Annotated in this window: 17 protein-coding genes; 6 read left to right on the top strand and 11 right to left on the bottom strand. The window is 46.1% G+C overall.

Going from position 1 to position 19,732, the window contains the following annotated elements:
• Positions 1–19: 19 nt before the first annotated feature.
• Both ACJJIQ_RS06930 and ACJJIQ_RS06925 read right to left on the bottom strand, forming a co-directional pair.
• Positions 20–628 carry an SMI1/KNR4 family protein gene (locus ACJJIQ_RS06930; RefSeq protein WP_413662195.1) on the bottom strand — a complete coding sequence of 203 codons (609 nt, stop codon included), beginning with the start codon at positions 626–628 and terminating at the stop codon, positions 20–22.
• A 189-nt stretch (positions 629–817) separates the two neighbouring features.
• Positions 818–1,444: a LysE family translocator gene (locus tag ACJJIQ_RS06925; RefSeq protein ID WP_445364109.1), complete on the bottom strand. Its 627-nt coding sequence runs from the start codon at positions 1,442–1,444 to the stop codon at positions 818–820.
• Between the two features lie 563 nt (positions 1,445–2,007).
• Between ACJJIQ_RS06925 and ACJJIQ_RS06920 the strand changes: the two genes are divergently transcribed.
• Entirely contained in the window at positions 2,008–2,376 is a 369-nt protein-coding gene (locus ACJJIQ_RS06920) for a hypothetical protein (protein WP_444913958.1), read from the top strand.
• Positions 2,377–2,594: 218 nt separating this feature from the next.
• Here ACJJIQ_RS06920 and ACJJIQ_RS06915 read toward each other — a convergent pair whose 3' ends face one another.
• From ACJJIQ_RS06915 to ACJJIQ_RS06905, 3 genes are all read right to left on the bottom strand, one after another.
• The gene (locus ACJJIQ_RS06915) at positions 2,595–2,948 is read right to left on the bottom strand and encodes a DUF1428 domain-containing protein (RefSeq protein ID WP_413662197.1); all 354 of its coding nucleotides are present in this window, start codon (positions 2,946–2,948) and stop codon (positions 2,595–2,597) included.
• Between the two features lie 106 nt (positions 2,949–3,054).
• Positions 3,055–3,807, bottom strand: a complete 753-nt coding sequence (locus ACJJIQ_RS06910; RefSeq protein ID WP_445364108.1) for a class I SAM-dependent methyltransferase — start codon at positions 3,805–3,807, stop codon at positions 3,055–3,057.
• Between the two features lie 919 nt (positions 3,808–4,726).
• Entirely contained in the window at positions 4,727–5,596 is an 870-nt protein-coding gene (locus ACJJIQ_RS06905) for an SPFH domain-containing protein (protein WP_445364107.1), read from the bottom strand.
• Between the two features lie 514 nt (positions 5,597–6,110).
• Here ACJJIQ_RS06905 and ACJJIQ_RS06900 point away from each other — a divergent pair.
• Both ACJJIQ_RS06900 and ACJJIQ_RS06895 read left to right on the top strand, forming a co-directional pair.
• Positions 6,111–7,397 (top strand): hypothetical protein, encoded by a 1,287-nt coding sequence (locus tag ACJJIQ_RS06900; protein ID WP_413662200.1) that lies wholly within the window; start codon positions 6,111–6,113, stop codon positions 7,395–7,397.
• 545 nt (positions 7,398–7,942) lie between these two features.
• Positions 7,943–9,217: a hypothetical protein gene (locus tag ACJJIQ_RS06895; RefSeq protein ID WP_444928032.1), complete on the top strand. Its 1,275-nt coding sequence runs from the start codon at positions 7,943–7,945 to the stop codon at positions 9,215–9,217.
• Positions 9,218–9,505: 288 nt separating this feature from the next.
• On the opposite strand, the gene ACJJIQ_RS06890 is transcribed toward ACJJIQ_RS06895, so the two are convergent.
• The 4 genes from ACJJIQ_RS06890 to ACJJIQ_RS06875 all read right to left on the bottom strand — a co-directional run bounded on the left by ACJJIQ_RS06890 (position 9,506) and on the right by ACJJIQ_RS06875 (position 15,775).
• Positions 9,506–12,652 carry an efflux RND transporter permease subunit gene (locus tag ACJJIQ_RS06890; RefSeq protein ID WP_445364106.1) on the bottom strand — a complete coding sequence of 1,049 codons (3,147 nt, stop codon included), beginning with the start codon at positions 12,650–12,652 and terminating at the stop codon, positions 9,506–9,508.
• A gap of 13 nt (positions 12,653–12,665) precedes the next feature.
• The gene (locus ACJJIQ_RS06885) at positions 12,666–13,907 is read right to left on the bottom strand and encodes an efflux RND transporter periplasmic adaptor subunit (protein ID WP_445364105.1); all 1,242 of its coding nucleotides are present in this window, start codon (positions 13,905–13,907) and stop codon (positions 12,666–12,668) included.
• Positions 13,908–13,921: 14 nt separating this feature from the next.
• Positions 13,922–15,298 (bottom strand): TolC family protein, encoded by a 1,377-nt coding sequence (locus tag ACJJIQ_RS06880; RefSeq protein ID WP_445358228.1) that lies wholly within the window; start codon positions 15,296–15,298, stop codon positions 13,922–13,924.
• Positions 15,299–15,382: 84 nt separating this feature from the next.
• Positions 15,383–15,775, bottom strand: a complete 393-nt coding sequence (locus ACJJIQ_RS06875; RefSeq protein WP_444908108.1) for a hypothetical protein — start codon at positions 15,773–15,775, stop codon at positions 15,383–15,385.
• A gap of 222 nt (positions 15,776–15,997) precedes the next feature.
• On the opposite strand from ACJJIQ_RS06875, the gene ACJJIQ_RS06870 reads away from it, so the two are divergent.
• Entirely contained in the window at positions 15,998–16,930 is a 933-nt protein-coding gene (locus tag ACJJIQ_RS06870) for a DUF2092 domain-containing protein (RefSeq protein WP_444908107.1), read from the top strand.
• Positions 16,927–17,415 (top strand): hypothetical protein, encoded by a 489-nt coding sequence (locus ACJJIQ_RS06865; RefSeq protein WP_413662207.1) that lies wholly within the window; start codon positions 16,927–16,929, stop codon positions 17,413–17,415. Before ACJJIQ_RS06870 ends, ACJJIQ_RS06865 begins: the two co-directional genes overlap by 4 nt.
• 39 nt (positions 17,416–17,454) lie before the next feature.
• Here ACJJIQ_RS06865 and ACJJIQ_RS06860 read toward each other — a convergent pair whose 3' ends face one another.
• Together ACJJIQ_RS06860 and ACJJIQ_RS06855 are read right to left on the bottom strand one after the other, a co-directional pair.
• Positions 17,455–17,658, bottom strand: a complete 204-nt coding sequence (locus tag ACJJIQ_RS06860) for a zf-HC2 domain-containing protein (protein ID WP_282933051.1) — start codon at positions 17,656–17,658, stop codon at positions 17,455–17,457.
• A gap of 2 nt (positions 17,659–17,660) precedes the next feature.
• A complete protein-coding gene (locus tag ACJJIQ_RS06855) occupies positions 17,661–18,278 on the bottom strand; it encodes an RNA polymerase factor sigma-70 (RefSeq protein ID WP_445364104.1) in 618 nt (205 codons plus the stop codon).
• 403 nt (positions 18,279–18,681) lie between these two features.
• Here ACJJIQ_RS06855 and ACJJIQ_RS06850 point away from each other — a divergent pair, with 403 nt between their 5' ends.
• Positions 18,682–19,728: a methyltransferase domain-containing protein gene (locus tag ACJJIQ_RS06850; RefSeq protein WP_445364103.1), complete on the top strand. Its 1,047-nt coding sequence runs from the start codon at positions 18,682–18,684 to the stop codon at positions 19,726–19,728.
• Positions 19,729–19,732 lie beyond the last annotated feature (4 nt).

Below are 19,732 nucleotides of genomic sequence, written 5' to 3'. Positions count from 1 at the left end.
TTATCAATAAATCATTCCGCTAACTATTATCAAATACTGCAAGCCAATCTGTGTAATATTTATCCGCATATTGACGAAAGAATGGAAACAACCAAGATGCACTTCTTTCATGAAGATTAAACCCACATCCATCATCAACAAGTACATCTTTGTCAACTATTCCGGAGAGCGCATGATGTAGAGCTGAAGCGCATAGTAGAAATTGCCCTATTGAATCGGCGATAGGCCTAAAATCCCACCCCCCAGCCCCATGCATGGCACGATATACCTTTGAATTTCGGTTGCTTTCGGCCAAGTCTACAATGATTGGATCTGCACCCTCATCGGCGAATAAAAACCAAGTTTTATCCCAACCGGGTATTGGCTGATTATCAACCGGGTTGTAGTTATATCCATTCATCACCCATGACAAGCGCCTGGCACTATAAAGATCAATTGGATTGCCCACGCCATCAAGATATTGGCTGTGGGCAGGCGCATAGTGAACTATATACTCTTGAAACTCTTTCGGAAAAACAAAATCCCTTTCCTTTTGCAACCGAAAACAGATAGAGTTTCCACCTCCCTGAAGTTCAAAATCTGTCTTTGAAAAACTATGGATCAACTCAATATAATCTTTAATATCCATACTACGTAACTCGCGAAACTACTTGCTGTATTTTTTTTTGGGGGGGGTACATATTAAGCAAAGGGTGCGGCTTACCCTACTCATCTAGCTGCTACCTACTTACCACCTTGCTTCTGACTGCATAAGGAATACTGTATATTTTACAGAAGCACCCAAAATAGATTTTTGTATATTCTTATATACATCTTCCTATTTTGATGTGCCAACTAAAATACAACCAGCACCAACAAAAGTGGAACCAAATATCCGACCGAGAAATCGACTTGAAGCCATACTCCTTGACCATTTTTTGGTACCGAAAGCTAATAAGGTATAACAAAATAAACAGCTAAAAGATAATGCCATAAAAGTGAAGACTAGCAAGGAAAACTGAGGTAATAGTGGGTCGGACAATGAAATAAATTGTGGGAAAAGCGCGGTTGTAAATATTATCGCTTTAGGGTTCGTTAAGGCAATTAAGCCCCCTTGAATATACAAACTCAATGCACCTCGCCTAGCATTACAAGTTACCTCAGAAGAATCCACTCTTCCTATTCCATTTTTCCAAAGCTTAACTCCCATATAAATCAGATATCCAGCCCCAACCACCTTTACCACAGTAAACGCCAAAGAAGAGTTAAGGACAAGTACACTCAATCCAATAACTGAAAGCCCGGACATAACAAACAAGCCAGATATATTGCCCAATGCCGCGAACACACCTCCTCTAACACCATTCGATAGAGTATTGATAGAGACCAGTAGTGCCGCTGGGCCAGGGGTAGCAGTTGCCAAGAGTGCGATTGCGCAAAAGGCCAACCAATTTTCAAACGCCATTTAACTCACCCTAGCAACTATTACTATCTCAAGGAAATGGAAATCACTGACAGGGCTAACCTTACCTACCATATGCTATATAAGCAACCAAGAAAGACCGAAGGAGCTAGCTATTATAAACCAGTCTAAATTACCCCATCTCCAAAACTGAAAAGATAAAGAGCACTAACTTTATAGGAAACAATAGAGATCACTCAATTATCCTTACCCGGCCACTAAAAGCTCTCTTTATATACCCTTCAAATTTTATCAGCCATTTTTCGTCTGGCGGCGCACTATTCTTTATACGGCCGGTATTTACCAATGCAACCATAAGAAATTGGCAGAAAATATCTACAAACCTAACAACCAGCCACAAATTGGGACCTACGTACAACCTGAATAACAAAATATTTACCAGCAGTACTCTACAAGCCCTTAAATATATAAACGCCATCACATAACAAGAAAAACCATCAAACAAAATACTTGTGTATTGAAAAATTATGCGTATACCATTCAATCGTGGTAAGTAATTTGGAATACCCTCACAAAAATTAAGAAATCATTTATAGGGAACATTTATGAAAAGATTACTGGGCACAGGAATAATAGCAGCCCTCTTTTTTATCAGCTCTCACACAACAGCTGCAACAATGGAGTGCTATGTCGACACCATTAAGTTTGATACATACAGACCAAATGTTTGTTTCGCATTAGTATGGGGTGCGAATACAGCAACTGCGGCATTTAGAATAGAAGAAGATACAAGCAAAGTAATTAGTTCCGTAATTTGGTCAGATGATGCTCATAGTTGTGGAACCACTTCTGACAGGTATTGTTCTTTTACGATTCGTGCATTTAGGGCATATACCGCTAAGGCAACAATACTTTATCAAGATGGTTCATGGGACACAGCATCTGCTATCGCCTCATTTGAAGATGGAAGCTAAGTGATAATTTAAAATTAACAAAAAAGGGCATACTTGAACTATGCCCTTTTTTATAGTTGTAGAAGAAAGAAAGTACACATTACTAACCAATACTACTTTTCCCCGACATGACCACCTAGCCTTAAAAGCATCCTCAATATAATCTGACTCCGTACTTATATAGGGTCAAAATTCAACAAACAGTCCTTATCGACCCACAATCAAACTATAGATAAACTTTATTTATCAAGAATAATATTAAAGCCACCATAGATTAACCTCTTACCATCAAATGGCATAGGGTTTTGATCTGGATTCATCCTCGGATCATCCATAACCGCCTGCCATCCAGAGTCTCGAACCTCTTTAGAAGGCCAGAGGACCCAGGAGAACACTACAGTTTCATTGCCAGCACACTTTACGGCCAAAGGAAAAGAGGTTAATTCGCCTTCTGGAACATCATCACCCCAAGTTTCAACAACCTTTAGAGCCCCCTGCTCTTTAAATACCTCTGCAGCAATTTTTGCATGCTTAATATATTCTTCTTTGTTATCTGAGGGTACAGCTGCTACAAATCCATCTGCATAAGACATTTTTAACTCCCCGACATTTTCTAATTTAATAAGTTACTATTGAAATTAAATACAGATTTACAAAGCACTTCTACTGCCCTAATCTAGTGATAGCGATATCTCTCTATCACCAACCCTTCTTACACCCTACATAGAGCACAAAATCAAATGCTACCACTCGTTTCTCTTGTGGTATTTTCCAAACCTCCCTAGCCTTACGGTAGGCCCACTCCATAAATTCACCACCCATGCCATCTATACATCTCCGCACAGCCGAAAAAGTATGTATAAAATTAAAAAACTCATTCAGGTCCCAGACTGCTTCCATAGTTGGCTTCGAAACCTGTATAGTACTAAAAGGAAAGTCTATATCCTTAAAATGATTCCAGAGCAATTTGTTTTGTGGAGCCCAGTACGTCTCTATTGGACCCAAAATAAGATCATTGAATATTTGAGCCAGTTCTCCATCTAAGACTGGCCAGTTATAGCCCCAAGCTGAAAAAATACCTTTTGGCTTCAAAACCCTTAGAACTTCGGGCCAAAAATCATCAAGGTCAAACCAATGCAACGCCTGGGCTACACAAACCAAATCACAACTCTCATTTGCCAGGTCAAACTGCTCAGCAAGTCCTACTTGATAGTGAATATTAGGGTGAGCTTTAGCCGCTTTTATTTGCTCGACACTAATATCAGTTGCGTACACACTACTAAATAGTTTCGCCAATCCTATCGCTGCCTGACCACTACCGCAAGCACAATCCCAGGCAAGTTTATTTGATGGAGCCAAGCTTGAGAGGCACTTATAAAGCTCTGGAGGATAGGTTGGCCTAGCAGGCTTATAAAGCTCACTCTTGTCACTGAATAGTTTGTGATGGTGCATTTCCGCCCCCGACAAATAAGGTTCTTTAAGCAGCCGCGGCAAGATAATATATATGAGCTACTATAGCTGCACCTCTTACCCTAGCTCTTAGATCAAAATCAAAAAAACCATATTATTCTTATTTATTAGCAGCTGGGACCCCCTCCAAGCATTAAACTACCAATAACTTCTTGAGGTGCAACAATTCATGTAAGACCAATACTGGCGCGATAGTGGACATCAATACTCCTGCCCAATACCAACAAACTACAAAATAGCGATACCTTGCCCTTCCGAGACATAAAACGAGCATCATCTTCCAGGTAAAAACTTGACAGCTTCGATATCACGTATAATTTTCCGCCACTAACTATGCAGACCAAATACACATTAGGAGTCATAATAGAACTTCGAAACAGCAATAGCACAAAATACTCTAAGAGCTTTGCTTCAACGGCCTTCTAAACAGGCGAAACATAATCCTCCATCCAGGGCCAAAAATAAGCCAAAAAAATAAGAGTGCTTTGGAAATATCATCCCACATATATAGTGCAAATGATTTACCTGGATTACCGATCATTCATGTCATTGCTCGAATGAGAGCTAGGGTGATTACACGGGCTAACAGTGCTTTTATAAATACAATCAGTTCATACCTTAACTTGGGCCAACCATAGTCGGGACTAGCCGGCTTGGACTCACCGGTAAAACGCCTAGCAAAGATCATATCGGCCCATTGAATCAAATTACGACCAAAGACAACTGATAAAGCAATATAGGCAGCACCAGGACCGTGAAAAAATGTTGTAGTTGTACCACTTAGAATATCAAGCACTGTAGCGCTGAGCAGTACGACATCGACTATCGGGGTAAAGTACTATCTAGATACCCCGAAGCTACCAAAGGATAAGCCCATAGGCTTACCCCTCGGATGACCTTACTAGACAGGCTCGGGCTCTCTCAGCGGCCGTTGTTTTGCTACCGCAGCCGACTTATCAGGTAACGGCAAAGCGACAGGTACTTGCTGCGCCTGGCTGGTAGCCATTACCACAGTACTACCGTGACGTGCAGCAGTTACCAGTGCATCATTATCTGCAATGGCAGTCATAAAGCGCAACGCTTCGTCTGCGCTGGTACCAGCGCTGGTAAGAACCTTAATAGCCTCGGCTGCACTTTGTGCATATACCCGTCGTGCCTCCCCCATTTTCTCCATACGAATCTTTACGGACTCGCCATCAGCTTTAGCCTTACCCACTTCGCGCTCCCGGATCGCCTCAGCCTCGTAGGTAGCGGCCTGCTTCTCCCGCTGCATTTCCATAACTTTGTTAGCCTGAACCTCTACCGACTTGGGTAGCCGCGGCTCATCTGATAATACATCGACAATCTCTACACCAAAGTCGTGGAAAAATTGGCGAAGGCGCTCTTTAGCCTTATCAGCTATATGTTCTTTTTTGTTATAAACGTCTTCAAGCTCAATGCCGTTGGCAACAGGAATAGCTGCATCTGTCGCAAAAGACTTCAGCTGTGCCTGGTAATTCTCTAGATCATAGAGAGCTTTGTATGCAAGCTGCACATCCGACGACACCTGATGCTGAACCTTTAGAATCAAACCAAATGTGACATGATTACTGGTCTTTAGACTCAACTCAACAGGGGTTTCGTGTAGAGCCGTTGAGGCTTTTTTGTCTACCCAGGAAAGGTAGGGAATAATCAAGTTGAAACCAGGGGTGGCAGTTTTCCAGTACTTACCAAGAAATAGCACGAAGTGGTACTGCTTTGGCTCCACTATCACGATGGATTTAGCTAGCAAAAAAAGTACTACAGCTCCAAGTATCGCAGGCCAAAAAGGTAAAAGTGTAAAGAGTTGTTCCGGCATATTTTAAAAGCCCAGTCAGAATAAATTATATAAGATGTGCAAATTATCTTACTCAGCAAGGGGCAACCAATGGATAAGCAAATATACCCCCCCTACTAAGAGCACTCACCCACAGCTTACATCAACTACAACATGCTGGCCACAAAGCTACTGTCCAAAACCCAACTGTAAGTCTACTTCCCCCCAGTAGGGTAAAAGCAAATGTAAAGAACTTCACTAAAACCGCTACAGACCAATAAACAACAATTTTCCTGGAAAAACCCTTAAATAAAATCCGCACCAATAAAACCATTGTTAGTACAACTTACCATCACTTAACTACTCTTCTGCAACAAAGTATCCAAAATCAAATCTACAGCCATTTATCTTTAAGCAATTGTTTTTTGCGATTCAAGCCTATTCAAGTTACTTTACATGATATGGATGGGCTTTAAAAAGGAGGTACTTTGTGCCGGCTACAGAGCTCTCCAGAGTATTAGGTGCAGAGGAGGCTATGTTCACCGAGTTGGCAAGGCGAACTTGCGGGGGGACATTAGTAATCTCCTTTATCAAAGTACTCACTCCTCTTAGCGTTGAAAAATTGATAAGTGGTTTCGCATCGGCACATAAAATCTACCCACTTTTACAGGCAAGAGTTGAGTCCGGCAACAAGCTTCGATGGCGCTGCGACGTACCATTCGAGTCAATTCCAATTGAGATTCGAAAATTGAAGGAGCCTCTTGATTTCGAGGCTGAATTCAATCGTCGGGGTAAGACGGGCCTTGATGTTGAAAAATGCACATATACACTTTCTTTCTATATTAATTCCCATGACGAAGTTGAATGGATCTCACTAGTCAGCAGCCACGCAGCTTTGGATGGCCGATCAGTGATGACTTTATTCTGTATTTTGGACATATTCTTTAAAGATGAAGGAACATTCAGGTTGGGCGGACAACCACTTTATGAAGCTGTCGAAAGCTACTTTAGCTCCTCTAAATACTTTGCCCATGAAAAACCATCTTCTCAAAAAGATGAACTTTTTAATTGGCCCGTAGAGGAACCTGCTTTTGTATCAGAACGTGAAGGTCATGCTATATATCGGCAATTTCCGATTGCAGAAATCTCACAACTGGTAAAAATAGGGAAAAGTCACAAGGTAAGGCCAAGCGCCCTGTTTTGCGCCATTGCGATTCAAGCATCCAAAATATTACCCAACCATAAAGATTGGATAAAAATTTTACTACCCATGGATGTTCGTGAACTCTGCGGCACTGAAATTGGATTAAGTGCAGTAGGTGCTTTTTCATCAGCAACCACTCTTGAAATCATGCCCAATATAGACATAGAAGATACTTGGCAACTAGCGCGCCACTTACAGATTGAGCTTGATAAACAGGCGGAAGAAGGAGAACCATTCAAGTTCATGTTTCCCAAGAAATATAAACTCGAGGATATTATTGAATGGGCTCAGGATTATGAGGAAAAGAAATCTGTCTTTTCTGAAGGAATGTGTATATCTAATGTAGGCAGCATGAAAGCGCTTGGCACGGCAATGAAGTACTTTGAAATCATCACGGCAATTCCATTTCAAACACATGGGGCTCACCCTATCTCACTACTAACCTATTCAACGGTACGTAATTCAGTATTTATATTTTCGTACTGTGATCCACTCACAAAACGAGATAGCGTTTTGAATTTTGCAGAAAAATTCATTAACACTATCAAGAGGCTTTTAGAACCTGAGAACTAACCCTTGACTTAAAAAACGAACAAAAGCAAAAGTAAAGCAAAGGCGCCCATTACTCCCTAATCAGCCAAGGCCACCCCCCAAACAATTTTACCTTATGTACGATTCTCCAATAAAGAATCAATTGGTCACTACAAGTGACCACCAAAAATCAATGCAAGGAAATATTGGCAACGCCAACCAAGTACAGTCAGTCATATCATATACATCTCACAGATTTCACCAAACATCAACCTTAAGCCAATAAACCATATAAAATTCAGTACTTGATTTTTAATGTAACCTGCCAAAAGGAGGCGACGTTACTAGCTTTATTGAAAGGCATACATGTATTCCAAAGGAGCTATTGCCCCATACCCCCACTCAAGTAATGCACCTCAAACCAGTCAACATTAGATCAAGCCACGACAAATCTTAGCCAACACTTATGTATTCCGAACATGTATATATAGATAAGCAAGCAATATTTAGGTATCAATATTTTTGCATCTTAACTTCTATTTTATTAAGTTTGACATTAAGTCAATCTGTTCTTGGAAAGAGCACCTATGTCCAGCCGAGAGTTCTCCAGGGTGCTGGGGCCTGAAGAAGCATTATTTACCGAGCTAGCCAGGAGAACTTGCGGGGGAACCTTGCTGGTTTCCTTTTATAAAGTTCTAATTCCACTGAGTGTTGAGCAACTTAAAACTGCCTTTTCTTTAATCCATAAAATTTACCCCCTTCTACAGGCTCGTGTTGAGTCAGGTGAGCAACTGCGCTGGTATTGCGACGTACCCTTTGATGATATCCCTTTAGAGATAAGAGGGCTTTCAAAACCCATTAATATTGAATACGAATATACTCGCAGAGGTAAAACAGGACTCAACGTTGAAGCATGTACATATACTCTTTCCTTCTATCTAAATTCACTAGGTAAAGTCGACTACATATCTATGGTCAGCAATCATGCTGCATTGGACGGCCGGTCTGCCGGGATCATATTCTACATTTTAGATTTGTATTTTTTGGATCAAGGAAGATTCAGGTTAGATAGACAGCCGTTATACGACCCTGTTGAGACCTACTTTGATTCAAGCAAGCATTTCTCCAACCAGCAAACATCTGGAATTAAAGAAAATTTATTTAAATGGCCAGTAGAAGAAGCCGCTTTTGTTACTGAACGGGAGGGCCATATTTTATATCGCAAATTTCCTATGGAGGAACTCTCTCACGTTGCAGCTATTGGCAGAAAACACAAAGTAAGACCTAGTGCGCTTTTTTGTGCTATTGCCATCCAGGCATCAAACATACTGCCAAATCACAGAGAATGGATCAAAATCTTATTACCCATGGATGTCCGCGACCTATGCGGTACCGGAATCGAGTTAAGCGTTATTGGTACCTTTTCTGCAGTTACCACTCTTGAGGTTACACCAGATATCGATATCGAGAACACCTGGGAGCTGGCAAAGCACTTACAGATTGAACTTGATCGGCAGGCAGTGTCCGGCGAATATTGTAAGTTTAACTTTCACAAGAACTATGATTTAGGGAATATTATTGAGTGGGTTGAAAAATACGAAACCAACAATCCCTACTTTCTTGAAGGATTATGCGTATCCAACTTGGGTAACCTGGAATCCCTGGGTGTGCACATGAATTTTTTTGAACCTATCATAGGTACCTCACTCCAAACTCACGGCGCCCATCCAATATCATTGAGCACTTATTCAACAGAAAAAAGTTCCGTTTTTGTCTTTTCATACTGTGACCCACTGACAAAAAGAAATAACGCTTTAAATTTTGCTGAAAAATATATCAACACTCTAAAGAATTTGATATGAATCAGCTGCACATAAACTAGACGTCTCAAGCTATCGAGTCACTTTCGGCATGTACCACTCACAAAAACACAGCGCCATAAAAGCAATGCATTTAAACCATACGCAGTCTGTATATTAAACACTAAGATTATCTTACAGACTCATAGGGGAGTTTATTAGGAAGCCGAACGACCTGCACTCATACCTTTTGTTTAGAGCGTCACTAGGAGTCAATAAATTAACTGAATCTTGCCTCATTGGTTCTACACCTACTTCACCTCTTTTGTGAGGTGAAGTAGGCAGAAACATCTACTTAATAGAGTTTTTAGCCATCTCGTCTCCTCCCCTGCCATGCACAATCCGATAAAGTAACGGAAGTACAAACAGAGTTAGAAGTGTGGAAGAAATAATCCCCCCAATCACAACCGTGGCCAGGGGCCTTTGTACCTCTGCGCCGGTACCCACATTCAATGCCATAGGCACGAACCCCAAGCTGGCGACCAGAGCAGTCATCAGTATAGGACGAAGACGAATCATTGCTCCGTCAATAATCGAAACCAAAAGCTCACCGCCCTGTTGCCGCAGCTGACGAATAAATGACAGCATTACCAGGCCGTTTAAAACCGCAACACCAGAAAGGGCAATAAACCCAACCCCTGCAGAAATCGATAGAGGCATATCGCGCAGCCATAGAGCTAGCACCCCGCCAGTTAGCGCTAAGGGAACTCCTGTAAAAATGATCAAGGCATCTTTGAATGAGCCGAAAGCCATTACTAGAAGGCCGAGGATTACCAAAAGCGTCAGCGGGACAACGATAGAAAGACGCGTACTTGCAGATTCCAGTTGTTCAAATGTACCTCCATATACCAACCAGTAACCGGCAGGCAAAGACACCTGTTGTTGGATTCGGGCTTTTGCCTCCTCTACAAAAGATCCTAAATCGCGATCGCGTACATTCGCGGTTACCACTACACGGCGCTTGCCATTTTCACGACTGATTTGATTGGGAGCCGGTGTCATTTCAAGATTGGCTACTTCAGACAAGGGCACATAGCTACCTAGCGGGCTACCAGCGGGTAAAGGTACAGGTAAGTCACCAAGGTTTTCATAGTCCCGGCGCAGCCCTTCCGGCAGCCTTACTACCAATTGGAAGCGACGGTCACCCTCATAAATCAGCCCTGCAGATTCCCCACCAATTGCGGTTGATACCAAGTCCTGTAGGGTTTTCAGGTCGATACCATAGCGGGCAAGCGATATACGCTTGGGGACTACAGAGAGAACTGGCAGACCTTCAACCTGCTCTACTCGAGCATCGGCTACACCCTCAATCCCATTTAACACACCCAGGATTTGATTAGACGAAGCGACCAGCTGGTCCAGGTCATCACCAAATACTTTGATGCCCAGATCTGCACGCACACCAGAAATCAACTCGTTGAAACGCATCTGGATTGGCTGGGTAAATTCGTAGTTATTACCTGGAAGCTCTCGAACGGCTGCTTCGATTTCTGCCACCAATTGCTCCTGAGGCAGTATTGGATCGGGCCATTGATTTCTGGGTTTCAGGATCACAAAGTTATCAGCCACATTCGGAGGCATTGGATCTGTAGCTACCTCTGGAGTACCAATTTTTGCAAATACCTTGTCTACCTGGGGGAACTCCTTAATGCGCTGCTCCAGTAGACGCTGCATTTCCACCGACTGCTCGAGGCCAGTCCCCGGAATACGTAAAGCGTGTAGTGCAATATCGCCCTCATTAAGCTGAGGGATAAACTCAGAACCGAGAGTAGTAGCTAGCCAACTACAAAACAGTACTAAAGCAAGAGCCCCTGATAGTACCAGCCAACGCACTTTCATTGCGGCAATTAAAAGCGGCTTGTACAGTGACTTAGTAGCAACAATCACCTTATTTTCTTTTTCACTGACTTTCCCGGTGAGAAAAACAGCAACTGCTGCAGGTACTACGGTGAGAGAAAGAACCAATGCAGCCAATAACGCCATAACCACAGTAGCGGCCATAGGGTGAAACATCTTTCCTTCGACACCAGTCAGTGTGAACAAAGGAATATACACCACCGTGATAATCAACACTCCAAAAAGGCTCGGGCGAATCACTTCATTGGTGGCCTGGAATACCAGCTCCAGTCGCTCTTGCAGAGGTAACTTACCGCCCTTGCGCTGTTGGGCTTCGGCGAGCCTGCGAATCGCATTTTCTACGATAATTACAGCCCCATCGACAATCAGACCGAAATCGAGCGCACCGAGACTCATCAGGTTGGCAGAAACACCGGTTTGCACCATACCAAATATAGTGGCAAGCATGGACAGCGGGATCACAGCGGCCGTAATAAAGGCAGCCCGAATATTTCCAAGCAGCAAGAACAGCACGACGACTACCAGCAACGCACCTTCAATAAGGTTTTTCTGCACGGTAGCGATGGCTTTGTCCACGAGCGTCGTGCGATCGTAAACCGCTTCCACCTTTACACCTTCAGGTACAGTGGATTTTACTTGCTCCAAAGCTTCCGCAACATTGCGCGCCACCTCGCGGGAGTTTTCCCCCACCAGCATCATAGCGGTGCCCAATACGGTTTCTTCACCATCTCGCGTAGCAGCACCGGTACGCAGCTCTTTACCAATAGCCACTTCAGCAACATCAGAAATTTTAACCGGCACCCTGGATCGGCTGGTAATTACTACGTCTTCAATTTCTCCGATATTCTGTAGTTGTCCCGGTGAACGCACTAACAGTTGGCGTCCATTATTTTCCAGATAGCCAGCACCTCGACTTTCGTTGTTGCGACGCAAAGCCTCGGCAATGTCCTCCATAGATACGCCGAAGTTAAGCATCTGGCGGGGGTCCGGTGTTACGTGATACTGCTTGTTATAGCCACCGATAGTATTTAGTTCCGTAACCCCCGGAACGAGAGACAATTGCGGTTTAATAATCCAATCCTGAATCTCCCGCAGTGCAGTGGCGTCGTAGGGCTGGCCATTGGACTGGGTTGCTCCGGGCAGAGCCTCCACGGTATACATAAAGATCTCACCGAGCCCGGTGGCAATGGGCCCCATTTCCGGCTCCAACCCAGGGGGCAGATTGCTCTCGATGGTACCCAGACGACTGTTTATCAAGTTTCGCGCGAAATAGAGATCTGTCCCCTCTTTGAAAACCACGGTCACTTGGGATAGCCCGTAGCGAGAAATCGAACGGGTGTACTCCAAGTTGGGAAGTCCGGCAAGTGCCGCCTCTACCGGATAGGTGATTCTCTGTTCAGCTTCTAAAGGCGAGTAACCAGGTGCTTCAGTATTAATCTGCACCTGAACATTGGTGATATCGGGGACTGCATCAATAGGGAGTTTCTGGTAACTCCAAACCCCGAGCCCCACCAGAATAAAAATTAGGGACAATACGAAATAACGCCGCTCAATGGAGAAGCGCAGGATGCTTTCAATCATCTTCTGGCCTCAATTAATGGTGGTGAGCAGCGCCGGATTTCTCTATATCCGCCTTGATTAAGTAACTGTTTTCAGTGACGTAGCGGTCTCCAGGGTTGAGTCCACTTAATACCTCTGTAACCCTGCCATCGGTCCGCCCAAGTTCCAGTGGGCGAATCTCATAAGCATCCCCTACTTTTACAAACACAACGGTCCAATTGCGGAAGGGTTGTAGCGCTTGATTTTCCACCACTAAAGGCGCGGGACTCTCATTGGTGACAACATCAGCTTGAACCATCAGGTCTGTTGTCCATATGTCCTCTGGATTCTCAATCATCGCGCGGGCTATTGCGAAAGGCGTGCCATTGCCCCCCGGTGCCAAGCTGACAATTGTCGAATCAAATGAGAGCCCATCGGCGGTAATAGAAACTTTTTGCCCGCGAGCAATTTGTCCCCGGCGAGTGGGGAATACTTGAAGCTCTGCCCATATTTGCTTGTAGTTCGCAATCGTAAACAGTACCCGATCACCGCTAAACTCCCCTCGACTGGCCTGCTTATCGATAATCTGACCGCTGATAGGCGCTATCAAGGAATAAGTTTGCAAGCTGTCATTGGACTCAATTGTTGCCAGCTTTTCCCCCTTTTGTATGGAATCACCCAATGCTTTTTCAATCGTCATAATTGTGCCCGGATAGCGGGCGCGAACATGGCTGAGGCTGCGATGATCGATAGCGGTTTTGCCGTAAAGAGTGACGCGCTCTTGAATAACTCCCGGTGCGGCAATCGCAGTTTTAATACCGGCTTTTGCTGCCATATCCTCGGCTATCTTTACGCGGCCCTCATAGGATTCAAACTTCCATTCAGCACTACCCCCCTTGTAGGTCAGGGAGAGTTCAATATCGAATGAATGGGGCTCAGGCAAATCTCTGTGGCTGCGCCAGTAATCAATATTTGTATCGCGGTGTAAGGCAATATGTTGTGACTCTCCCCCTAGTCGAACCAGAGTTAGGGTCAATTCTGCATTGTCTAGCGCTTTTCCGTCTTCCTGAATCCATACGCGAAACTCAGCCTTACCACTCCGCTCTACCAGAGCCAGCTCAACCACAAGATCCCCCTGCTCTAAGAGGCGGCCCCCATGTGGCCCTTTACTTTCTTCTTGATGATGCTCTCCACCGTGGGAGCCACTGGCATAACTAAAATTTGCCACCCACCCTTGAGGTACCAAAAGGATTAGGAACAGCATCGCTAGCTTTAAAGTTCTATTTAATCTGCTCATTTTTAAACTCAACTTCATCTACTGCTCTCGACAGCCACGACACCTAATGGCCGGGCAGTTAATCTCTCAATTTCCGCTCCGTACACATGAACAGAGCGTGCCGCCACAATTCTCGAGCGCTCAGCATCGAGCAATTCCTCGCGGGCAGAGATCAACTCAACATAGGAATAGCGCCCCCGGCGATAGGCCCGGTCAACCTCAGAAAGCGCCTTGCGCAATGTGGGAATAACAGTATTTTGCATTTCGTCAACAATGGCCAGCGCTTGTTCACGGCTCGTTACCGCCAAGAAAAGCTGGGGATAGAGCTTTAGCAATGCCGCCTCTCTATCCAACTGAACCTGTTCCAGCTCAGCCATTGCAGAAATCTCTTTACCCCGGTTACGTCGCCCGGTAAAAAGCGGCACGTTAAAGCCAACAACGACAGCATTCTCATCATCTTCTTTGTCGTTCCGATAGCCTGCATACCAACCAATATCAGGTATCGACTTCGCTTGTGTCAGATGCAGGTGAGATGCGCGCAAGCGCTCTTCAGAGGCAAAACGGGCAATAGAAGGGTTTTCCTGAGCTCGCTCGTACAGAACATCAAAGCTGGCATTTGGCTCAAATCGGAAGAGCACGCTGGAGTCAACTGCAAAGTCCTGGGTAGGTTGCCCCCACAGCGCGGATAGTGCGTACTTGTAGTAGCTCAGCATTCGCTCCTGTGCCTCGGCGGCCAAAATGGCATTCGCCAGTGCAGACTCAGCCCGCATGCGTTCAGCTATGGGGGACGCAGCAGCATTGACCCTTGTAGTTACAGCGTCCAACGCTTCTTGCGCCAGCGAGACCTTCTCTTTTTCCAGAATCAGTAATTCTGCGGCAGCGAGTACTTGCGCATAACCACGAACCACCTCGGCCAAGACATCCAGTGCTGTCGCTTGCTCATCGGCAATTAAGAGGTCCCGCTGAGCATTGACAACATCGATTCGAGCCTGGCGTTTGCCCCCCAACTCAATAACTGATGACAAAGAAGCAGTCAGCTCAAGTTCCTTGTCATCATCATCATCGTCGTCACTTGGCGGACCGGGCCGACCGGGGGAGCCTGAGCTTGAGCTTGAGCTTGAGCTTGATGAACCATCATCTCCGTATACCGCATACTCAGCTTCGAAACCAAAATCCCATGCAGGACGTAGGCCGGCTGTGAACTCAGCACCATCCAATGCCCATTGCTGGAGTGGAAAAACTGCAATCTGGGGATTTTGTGCCAGAGTTTTCTGTATTGCCTCTGGCAGCGTCAATACTTCTCCCCTCTGCGCAGAGGTAGCTTGCGCAGATATAAGTAGAGCGGTCGTCAACAAAAATCTAAAGGATGTACGACCAATCACGCTCAGCGAGAGCGTGGAAAAAAAATCCATGGAATTCTCCCAAGTCACAACTCGATCATCGTGTGCGAGCAAAAGCTACATACTTCTATAGCGGCACACGCAGTATTTAACTAATCAGACTTGGGTTATAGGTGGGCGTAAAAGTGGAGAAAAATAACCTGAGGGCACAGCTGCACTGATTGTGTCGCTGTAACTGATAGTGCCCCGAAGAAGAGGTTGATAAGACTGCCCCAAAAGCCCGGTTGCATTAATTCCGTGACAATGGCAACAGTGATTACAGAAATCCAACGTCGGTGTAGATTGCTCTTCACCGGAGGAAGGCAGCGAGAAAGTGACGGAACCCCCATCAGGCTCGTCAGTAGGAGCTACTCCCGGGAGTTGATCAATATGATTTGAAGAGAAGTGGATGGTGATATCTTCTAGCTCATCATGACTGTCATAGAAGGCGCCAGCTGTCTGGAAAATCAGCAGCGCAATCAGTAAAAATGACAGACGAACCACATTCATAGGAGCAGGCTAGTATCAATAATGGACCGACTCTAGCAAACATAACCCAGGGCCTCAATTAAATACGGCAAAAGTTTTGTAAAACAACAGCTTATTGACCAGCAATTCTGGATAGCCAGTCTCGTTTCAATACTCGTTTTTACACAACAGCAGGCGCGAAGGTTCTCCTCTACACTGATTCAGATGCCACAACTATGGCTATGTATTGGGAGGTACCGGTAAATGCTTGCTTTTCAACCCTTTGGTGGCTTGGCTAGGGCGCTGATTCTTGCAGCGACGGTGGCATTAGCCCCTGCGATTGTCGCTCAAAACCCGACACCACCCCCGCAACCCGATAGCACTGGCTCCCAAGGCCAAACCCCGCCACCAGGGCACCCCACTCAATCGACCGATGACAGCAATCCCCCCCAGCCACCAGGGCAAATGCAGCAAGGCAAACCTCCTCAAGGCCAAATGGGGGCCATGGAATCAAACGAGCCCCTAGACCCCAAGGCGATGGCAACCTTGAAACGAATGGGTGACTACCTCGCCAGCCTCAAAATGATGATGTTTAACGCCGATATATTCACAGAAGTCGTTCTGGAAAATCAGGAAAAGCTCCTGATTGGCGGTACCGTCAAATATATGGCAATGCCACCAAAGCAACTGCGTGTAGACCTGAAAACAGATTCTATTACCCGTCAATTTATTCACAATGGCGACAAGTTCACCGTGATTGCTCCCCGCGATGGTTATTTCGCAGAAATGGAAGCACCCCAGCCTACAGCGGAAGTTTTGACCAAAGCCGCCAAGGATTACGGCATTGAGATTCCTTTTGCCGACCTCCTCGAATGGGGAAGGAAGGAAAATGTTTGGTCCGGTATCAAAGAAGGCTTTCTGGTAAACCGGCCTATGGTTGACGGCCAAAAAACCGAGCACTGGGCATTTCGCTCTGAAAACCTGGACTGGGAAATCTGGATCAAGGCTGGTGACAAGCCCCTGCCCCTGCGTATTTCAACAGTGAATACCCGCGACCCCGCCAAGCCGCGCTTTATTGCCACCTTGAAATGGATGGAAGCCAAACCTGGTGCCGCCGGGCAATTTACCCCTTCCACCGACAAGCTCAAGCAGATCCAGTTTAAGAAGGCGGAACCCAATAAGGAGGCCACACCATGATGCATCGCAACGGTCAAAAGACGGGTTTCCTTGCACAACTGGTTGTGCCTGCCCTGGTCACGGGGGCACTACTGACTGCATTGGCCAGTCCCTCAGCCGAAGCCTTTGGTCGGTTTGGTGGTGGTGGGGCTCATTTCAATATTGGGGGACATTTTAATGGGATGCGTCCGATGGGTGGAGGCTTCCACGGTGGCTATGCCCCGGGGGAGTTTGCAAGGCGCTTTCCCAATCACCCCCCATTTCACCCCCATCATCCACCCTACCCACCGCCCCCTTGGCGCCCCCACTACTGGCCCTACCCGGGACCAGCATTTTGGGGTACGGCAGCAGCCGTAGGTGTCGGCGGGTGGTTATATACGTTGCCTCGCAGCTGTGTTGCAGTAACTGTTGGTAACGTTACCTATGAGCACTGCGGGTCCTACTGGTATGAACCGCACTTTGTCGGTGGCCATATCGCCTACCGCCCGGTTCGCCCTCCCCGCTAGGAACGCCAATATTGGATAAGTGGCCCCAAGTGCTAAATGCTATTTTTCGTTGTCTGCTTTCTCGGGGCCACCCTGAGCATAAGATTTGGTGATATGCCTGAGGGTCTTCATCTGCTTGCCGAAATTGCGGCAAGGTGTGCAAACCGCCAGATGTAACTTCAGGCTCGCCTTCTCGGAAATGAGCAGGTCCCTCTCCTGGGACTCAGACATCAGCCTCGTGGCTTCCCGGCAGGTCTTCATCATTGTCACTTCTCCACACCAAACCAGTTATCTTCCAGACACTCGCGCAAGCGAAGGCGCGCCCTGTGCAATGTGACATTTAAGTTGCTAACGGTAATCTCCATGGCAGCACAGATTTCATGGCTTTCCAGCTCAATAAATTCCCTCATCATAAAGATCTGCGCTTGGCGCGAGGGAAGATGGCTGAGACAGGCCTCGAAGATCCGCCAGAAATGCTTGTCGTGAATTGCCGACTCAGGATCAGCCCAGCGCTTGGGCTTTTCATCCTTCTGCCAGTGCCCCGTCTGATCAAACAGCTCATCGTGATCATATTCTTCCCTATCCCCACGAACCAATTGATCCGCATCTACGAAGCGCTGTCTCTGTCGCAATATGTCGGCAATCTTGTTCTTGAGAATGGCGAAGACCCAGGTCTTCAAAGCCGAGCGACCGGAAAAGCTACGCGAGTTCTTTAGGGCACCCATCAATGCTTCTTGAACAGCATCTTCAGCCAACTGCGTATCCTGCAACTGCAAACTGGCAAAACGCAGCATCTGCTGGCGCAAATCCACCAGGAACTGCGAATTCTGTAAAGAATCCTTGGCAGACTCTGTCGAAGCACTGGGAGCTAGGTGATCGCTCAATTACGTTCCCTCATAATATCGAAGCGGAGAGAGTCGATATTAACGAAAATAATGCGATTCTCTACAAACCAATTCCCACTGGCGCCAAAAGGCAATTTTGCTGATTCTGAAATATCTAGTGCATCATGCTGGTATTTTTGTGCCAATTGAGACTTTTCTGCTTCACCCCCCCTCTTGAGCCAGAATAAGTGAAATATCATGCCAGTATAGATCTCTGCATCAGTTTCGAAAGCGGAAACCTTTGGCCAGAAGAACCTCTAACTCCTCGACTCTTCCCTGATTCCTCTGGTTTTTAGTCGCGGGAACCGCAGACTTGTTACACTTCCTCAGCAAAATTACAAAGAGCGCCAATACCGGCGCAACTGCGCCTTTTTGGTTAACCCCCGCAATAGGTAAAGAGCCAATGCACGATTTAGTACAGGACTACTACGGACGCCAACTAAAGAACTCTTCAGACCTGAAGACCAATGCCTGTTGTGATCCCAGCGATATGCCAGAGTGGCTAAAACCATTGCTGTCCAATATTCATCCCGATGTCCTATCCCGCTATTACGGCTGCGGACTTGTCTGCCCTCCACTTTTGGAAGGCTGCCGGGTACTGGATCTTGGCTGTGGCTCAGGCCGGGATATTTACTTGCTCTCCCAGTTGGTAGGCCCAAATGGTGAAGTAGTAGGTGTCGATATGACGGAAGAGCAGTTGGCTGTGGCCAGGCAGCACCAAGCCCATCACGCTGACAAGTTTGGCTATGACAATGTCCGCTTCCTGCACGGCTACATCGAAAAGCTGGAGGAACTGGAATTAGAGCCTGAAAGCTTTGATGTGATCATTTCCAATTGTGTGGTTAACCTCTCCACAGACAAAGATGCTGTACTCAAAGGCTTGTTCCGGCTGCTGAAACAAGGGGGAGAATTTTACTTCTCCGATGTCTATGCCGACCGTCGCATTCCCCCCGCAATTAGCTCTGACCCCGAGCTGTTTGGCGAGTGTCTTGGGGGCGCACTTTACTGGAATGACTTTCTGGAAATTGCTCAGGGCAGCGGCTTCCGCGATCCACGCCTGGTGGAGAGCCGGCCATTACTTATCACCAACCCAACCCTGGCCCAGCGCTGTGGTTCAATTCGGTTTTTTTCTGCCACTTATCGCTTGTTCAAATTAGCGCAACTGGAAAAAGACTGTGAGGATTACGGCCAAGCAGTGATTTACAAAGGCACACTACCGGGCTCTGCCGATCAATTCGTTCTCGATGGACACCACATTATTGAGACCGGACGAGTATTCCCTGTGTGCGGTAATACTTGGAGAATGCTCGCAGAGACCCGTCTCGCACCCCACTTCGAGTTTATTGGCGATTTTTCACGGCACTTTGGCCTGTTTCCCGGCTGCGGCAAGGAAATGCCATTTGCCAGCGACACTCCCGAAGCGGATCAATCGAGTACCCAGTGCTGTTAACCCT

It is taken from the genome of Microbulbifer maximicatervae (SeqCode), assembly GCF_052468295.1.
This window is presented reverse-complemented; position numbering and strand designations above follow the sequence as displayed.

Excerpts from the sequence above, each read along its gene's own strand:
- ACJJIQ_RS06865 (WP_413662207.1), top strand. The coding sequence starts at position 16,927 with ATGATGCATCGCAACGGTCAAAAGACGGGTTTCCTTGCACAACTGGTT.
- ACJJIQ_RS06890 (WP_445364106.1), bottom strand. The coding sequence starts at position 12,652 with ATGATTGAAAGCATCCTGCGCTTCTCCATTGAGCGGCGTTATTTCGTA.
- ACJJIQ_RS06915 (WP_413662197.1), bottom strand. The coding sequence starts at position 2,948 with ATGTCTTATGCAGATGGATTTGTAGCAGCTGTACCCTCAGATAACAAA.
- ACJJIQ_RS06875 (WP_444908108.1), bottom strand. The coding sequence starts at position 15,775 with ATGAATGTGGTTCGTCTGTCATTTTTACTGATTGCGCTGCTGATTTTC.
- ACJJIQ_RS06910 (WP_445364108.1), bottom strand. The coding sequence starts at position 3,807 with ATGCACCATCACAAACTATTCAGTGACAAGAGTGAGCTTTATAAGCCT.
- ACJJIQ_RS06895 (WP_444928032.1), top strand. The coding sequence starts at position 7,943 with ATGTCCAGCCGAGAGTTCTCCAGGGTGCTGGGGCCTGAAGAAGCATTA.
- ACJJIQ_RS06850 (WP_445364103.1), top strand. The coding sequence starts at position 18,682 with ATGCACGATTTAGTACAGGACTACTACGGACGCCAACTAAAGAACTCT.
- ACJJIQ_RS06885 (WP_445364105.1), bottom strand. The coding sequence starts at position 13,907 with ATGAGCAGATTAAATAGAACTTTAAAGCTAGCGATGCTGTTCCTAATC.
- ACJJIQ_RS06860 (WP_282933051.1), bottom strand. The coding sequence starts at position 17,658 with ATGATGAAGACCTGCCGGGAAGCCACGAGGCTGATGTCTGAGTCCCAG.
- ACJJIQ_RS06925 (WP_445364109.1), bottom strand. The coding sequence starts at position 1,444 with ATGGCGTTTGAAAATTGGTTGGCCTTTTGCGCAATCGCACTCTTGGCA.
- ACJJIQ_RS06880 (WP_445358228.1), bottom strand. The coding sequence starts at position 15,298 with ATGGATTTTTTTTCCACGCTCTCGCTGAGCGTGATTGGTCGTACATCC.
- ACJJIQ_RS06920 (WP_444913958.1), top strand. The coding sequence starts at position 2,008 with ATGAAAAGATTACTGGGCACAGGAATAATAGCAGCCCTCTTTTTTATC.
- ACJJIQ_RS06930 (WP_413662195.1), bottom strand. The coding sequence starts at position 628 with ATGGATATTAAAGATTATATTGAGTTGATCCATAGTTTTTCAAAGACA.
- ACJJIQ_RS06870 (WP_444908107.1), top strand. The coding sequence starts at position 15,998 with ATGCTTGCTTTTCAACCCTTTGGTGGCTTGGCTAGGGCGCTGATTCTT.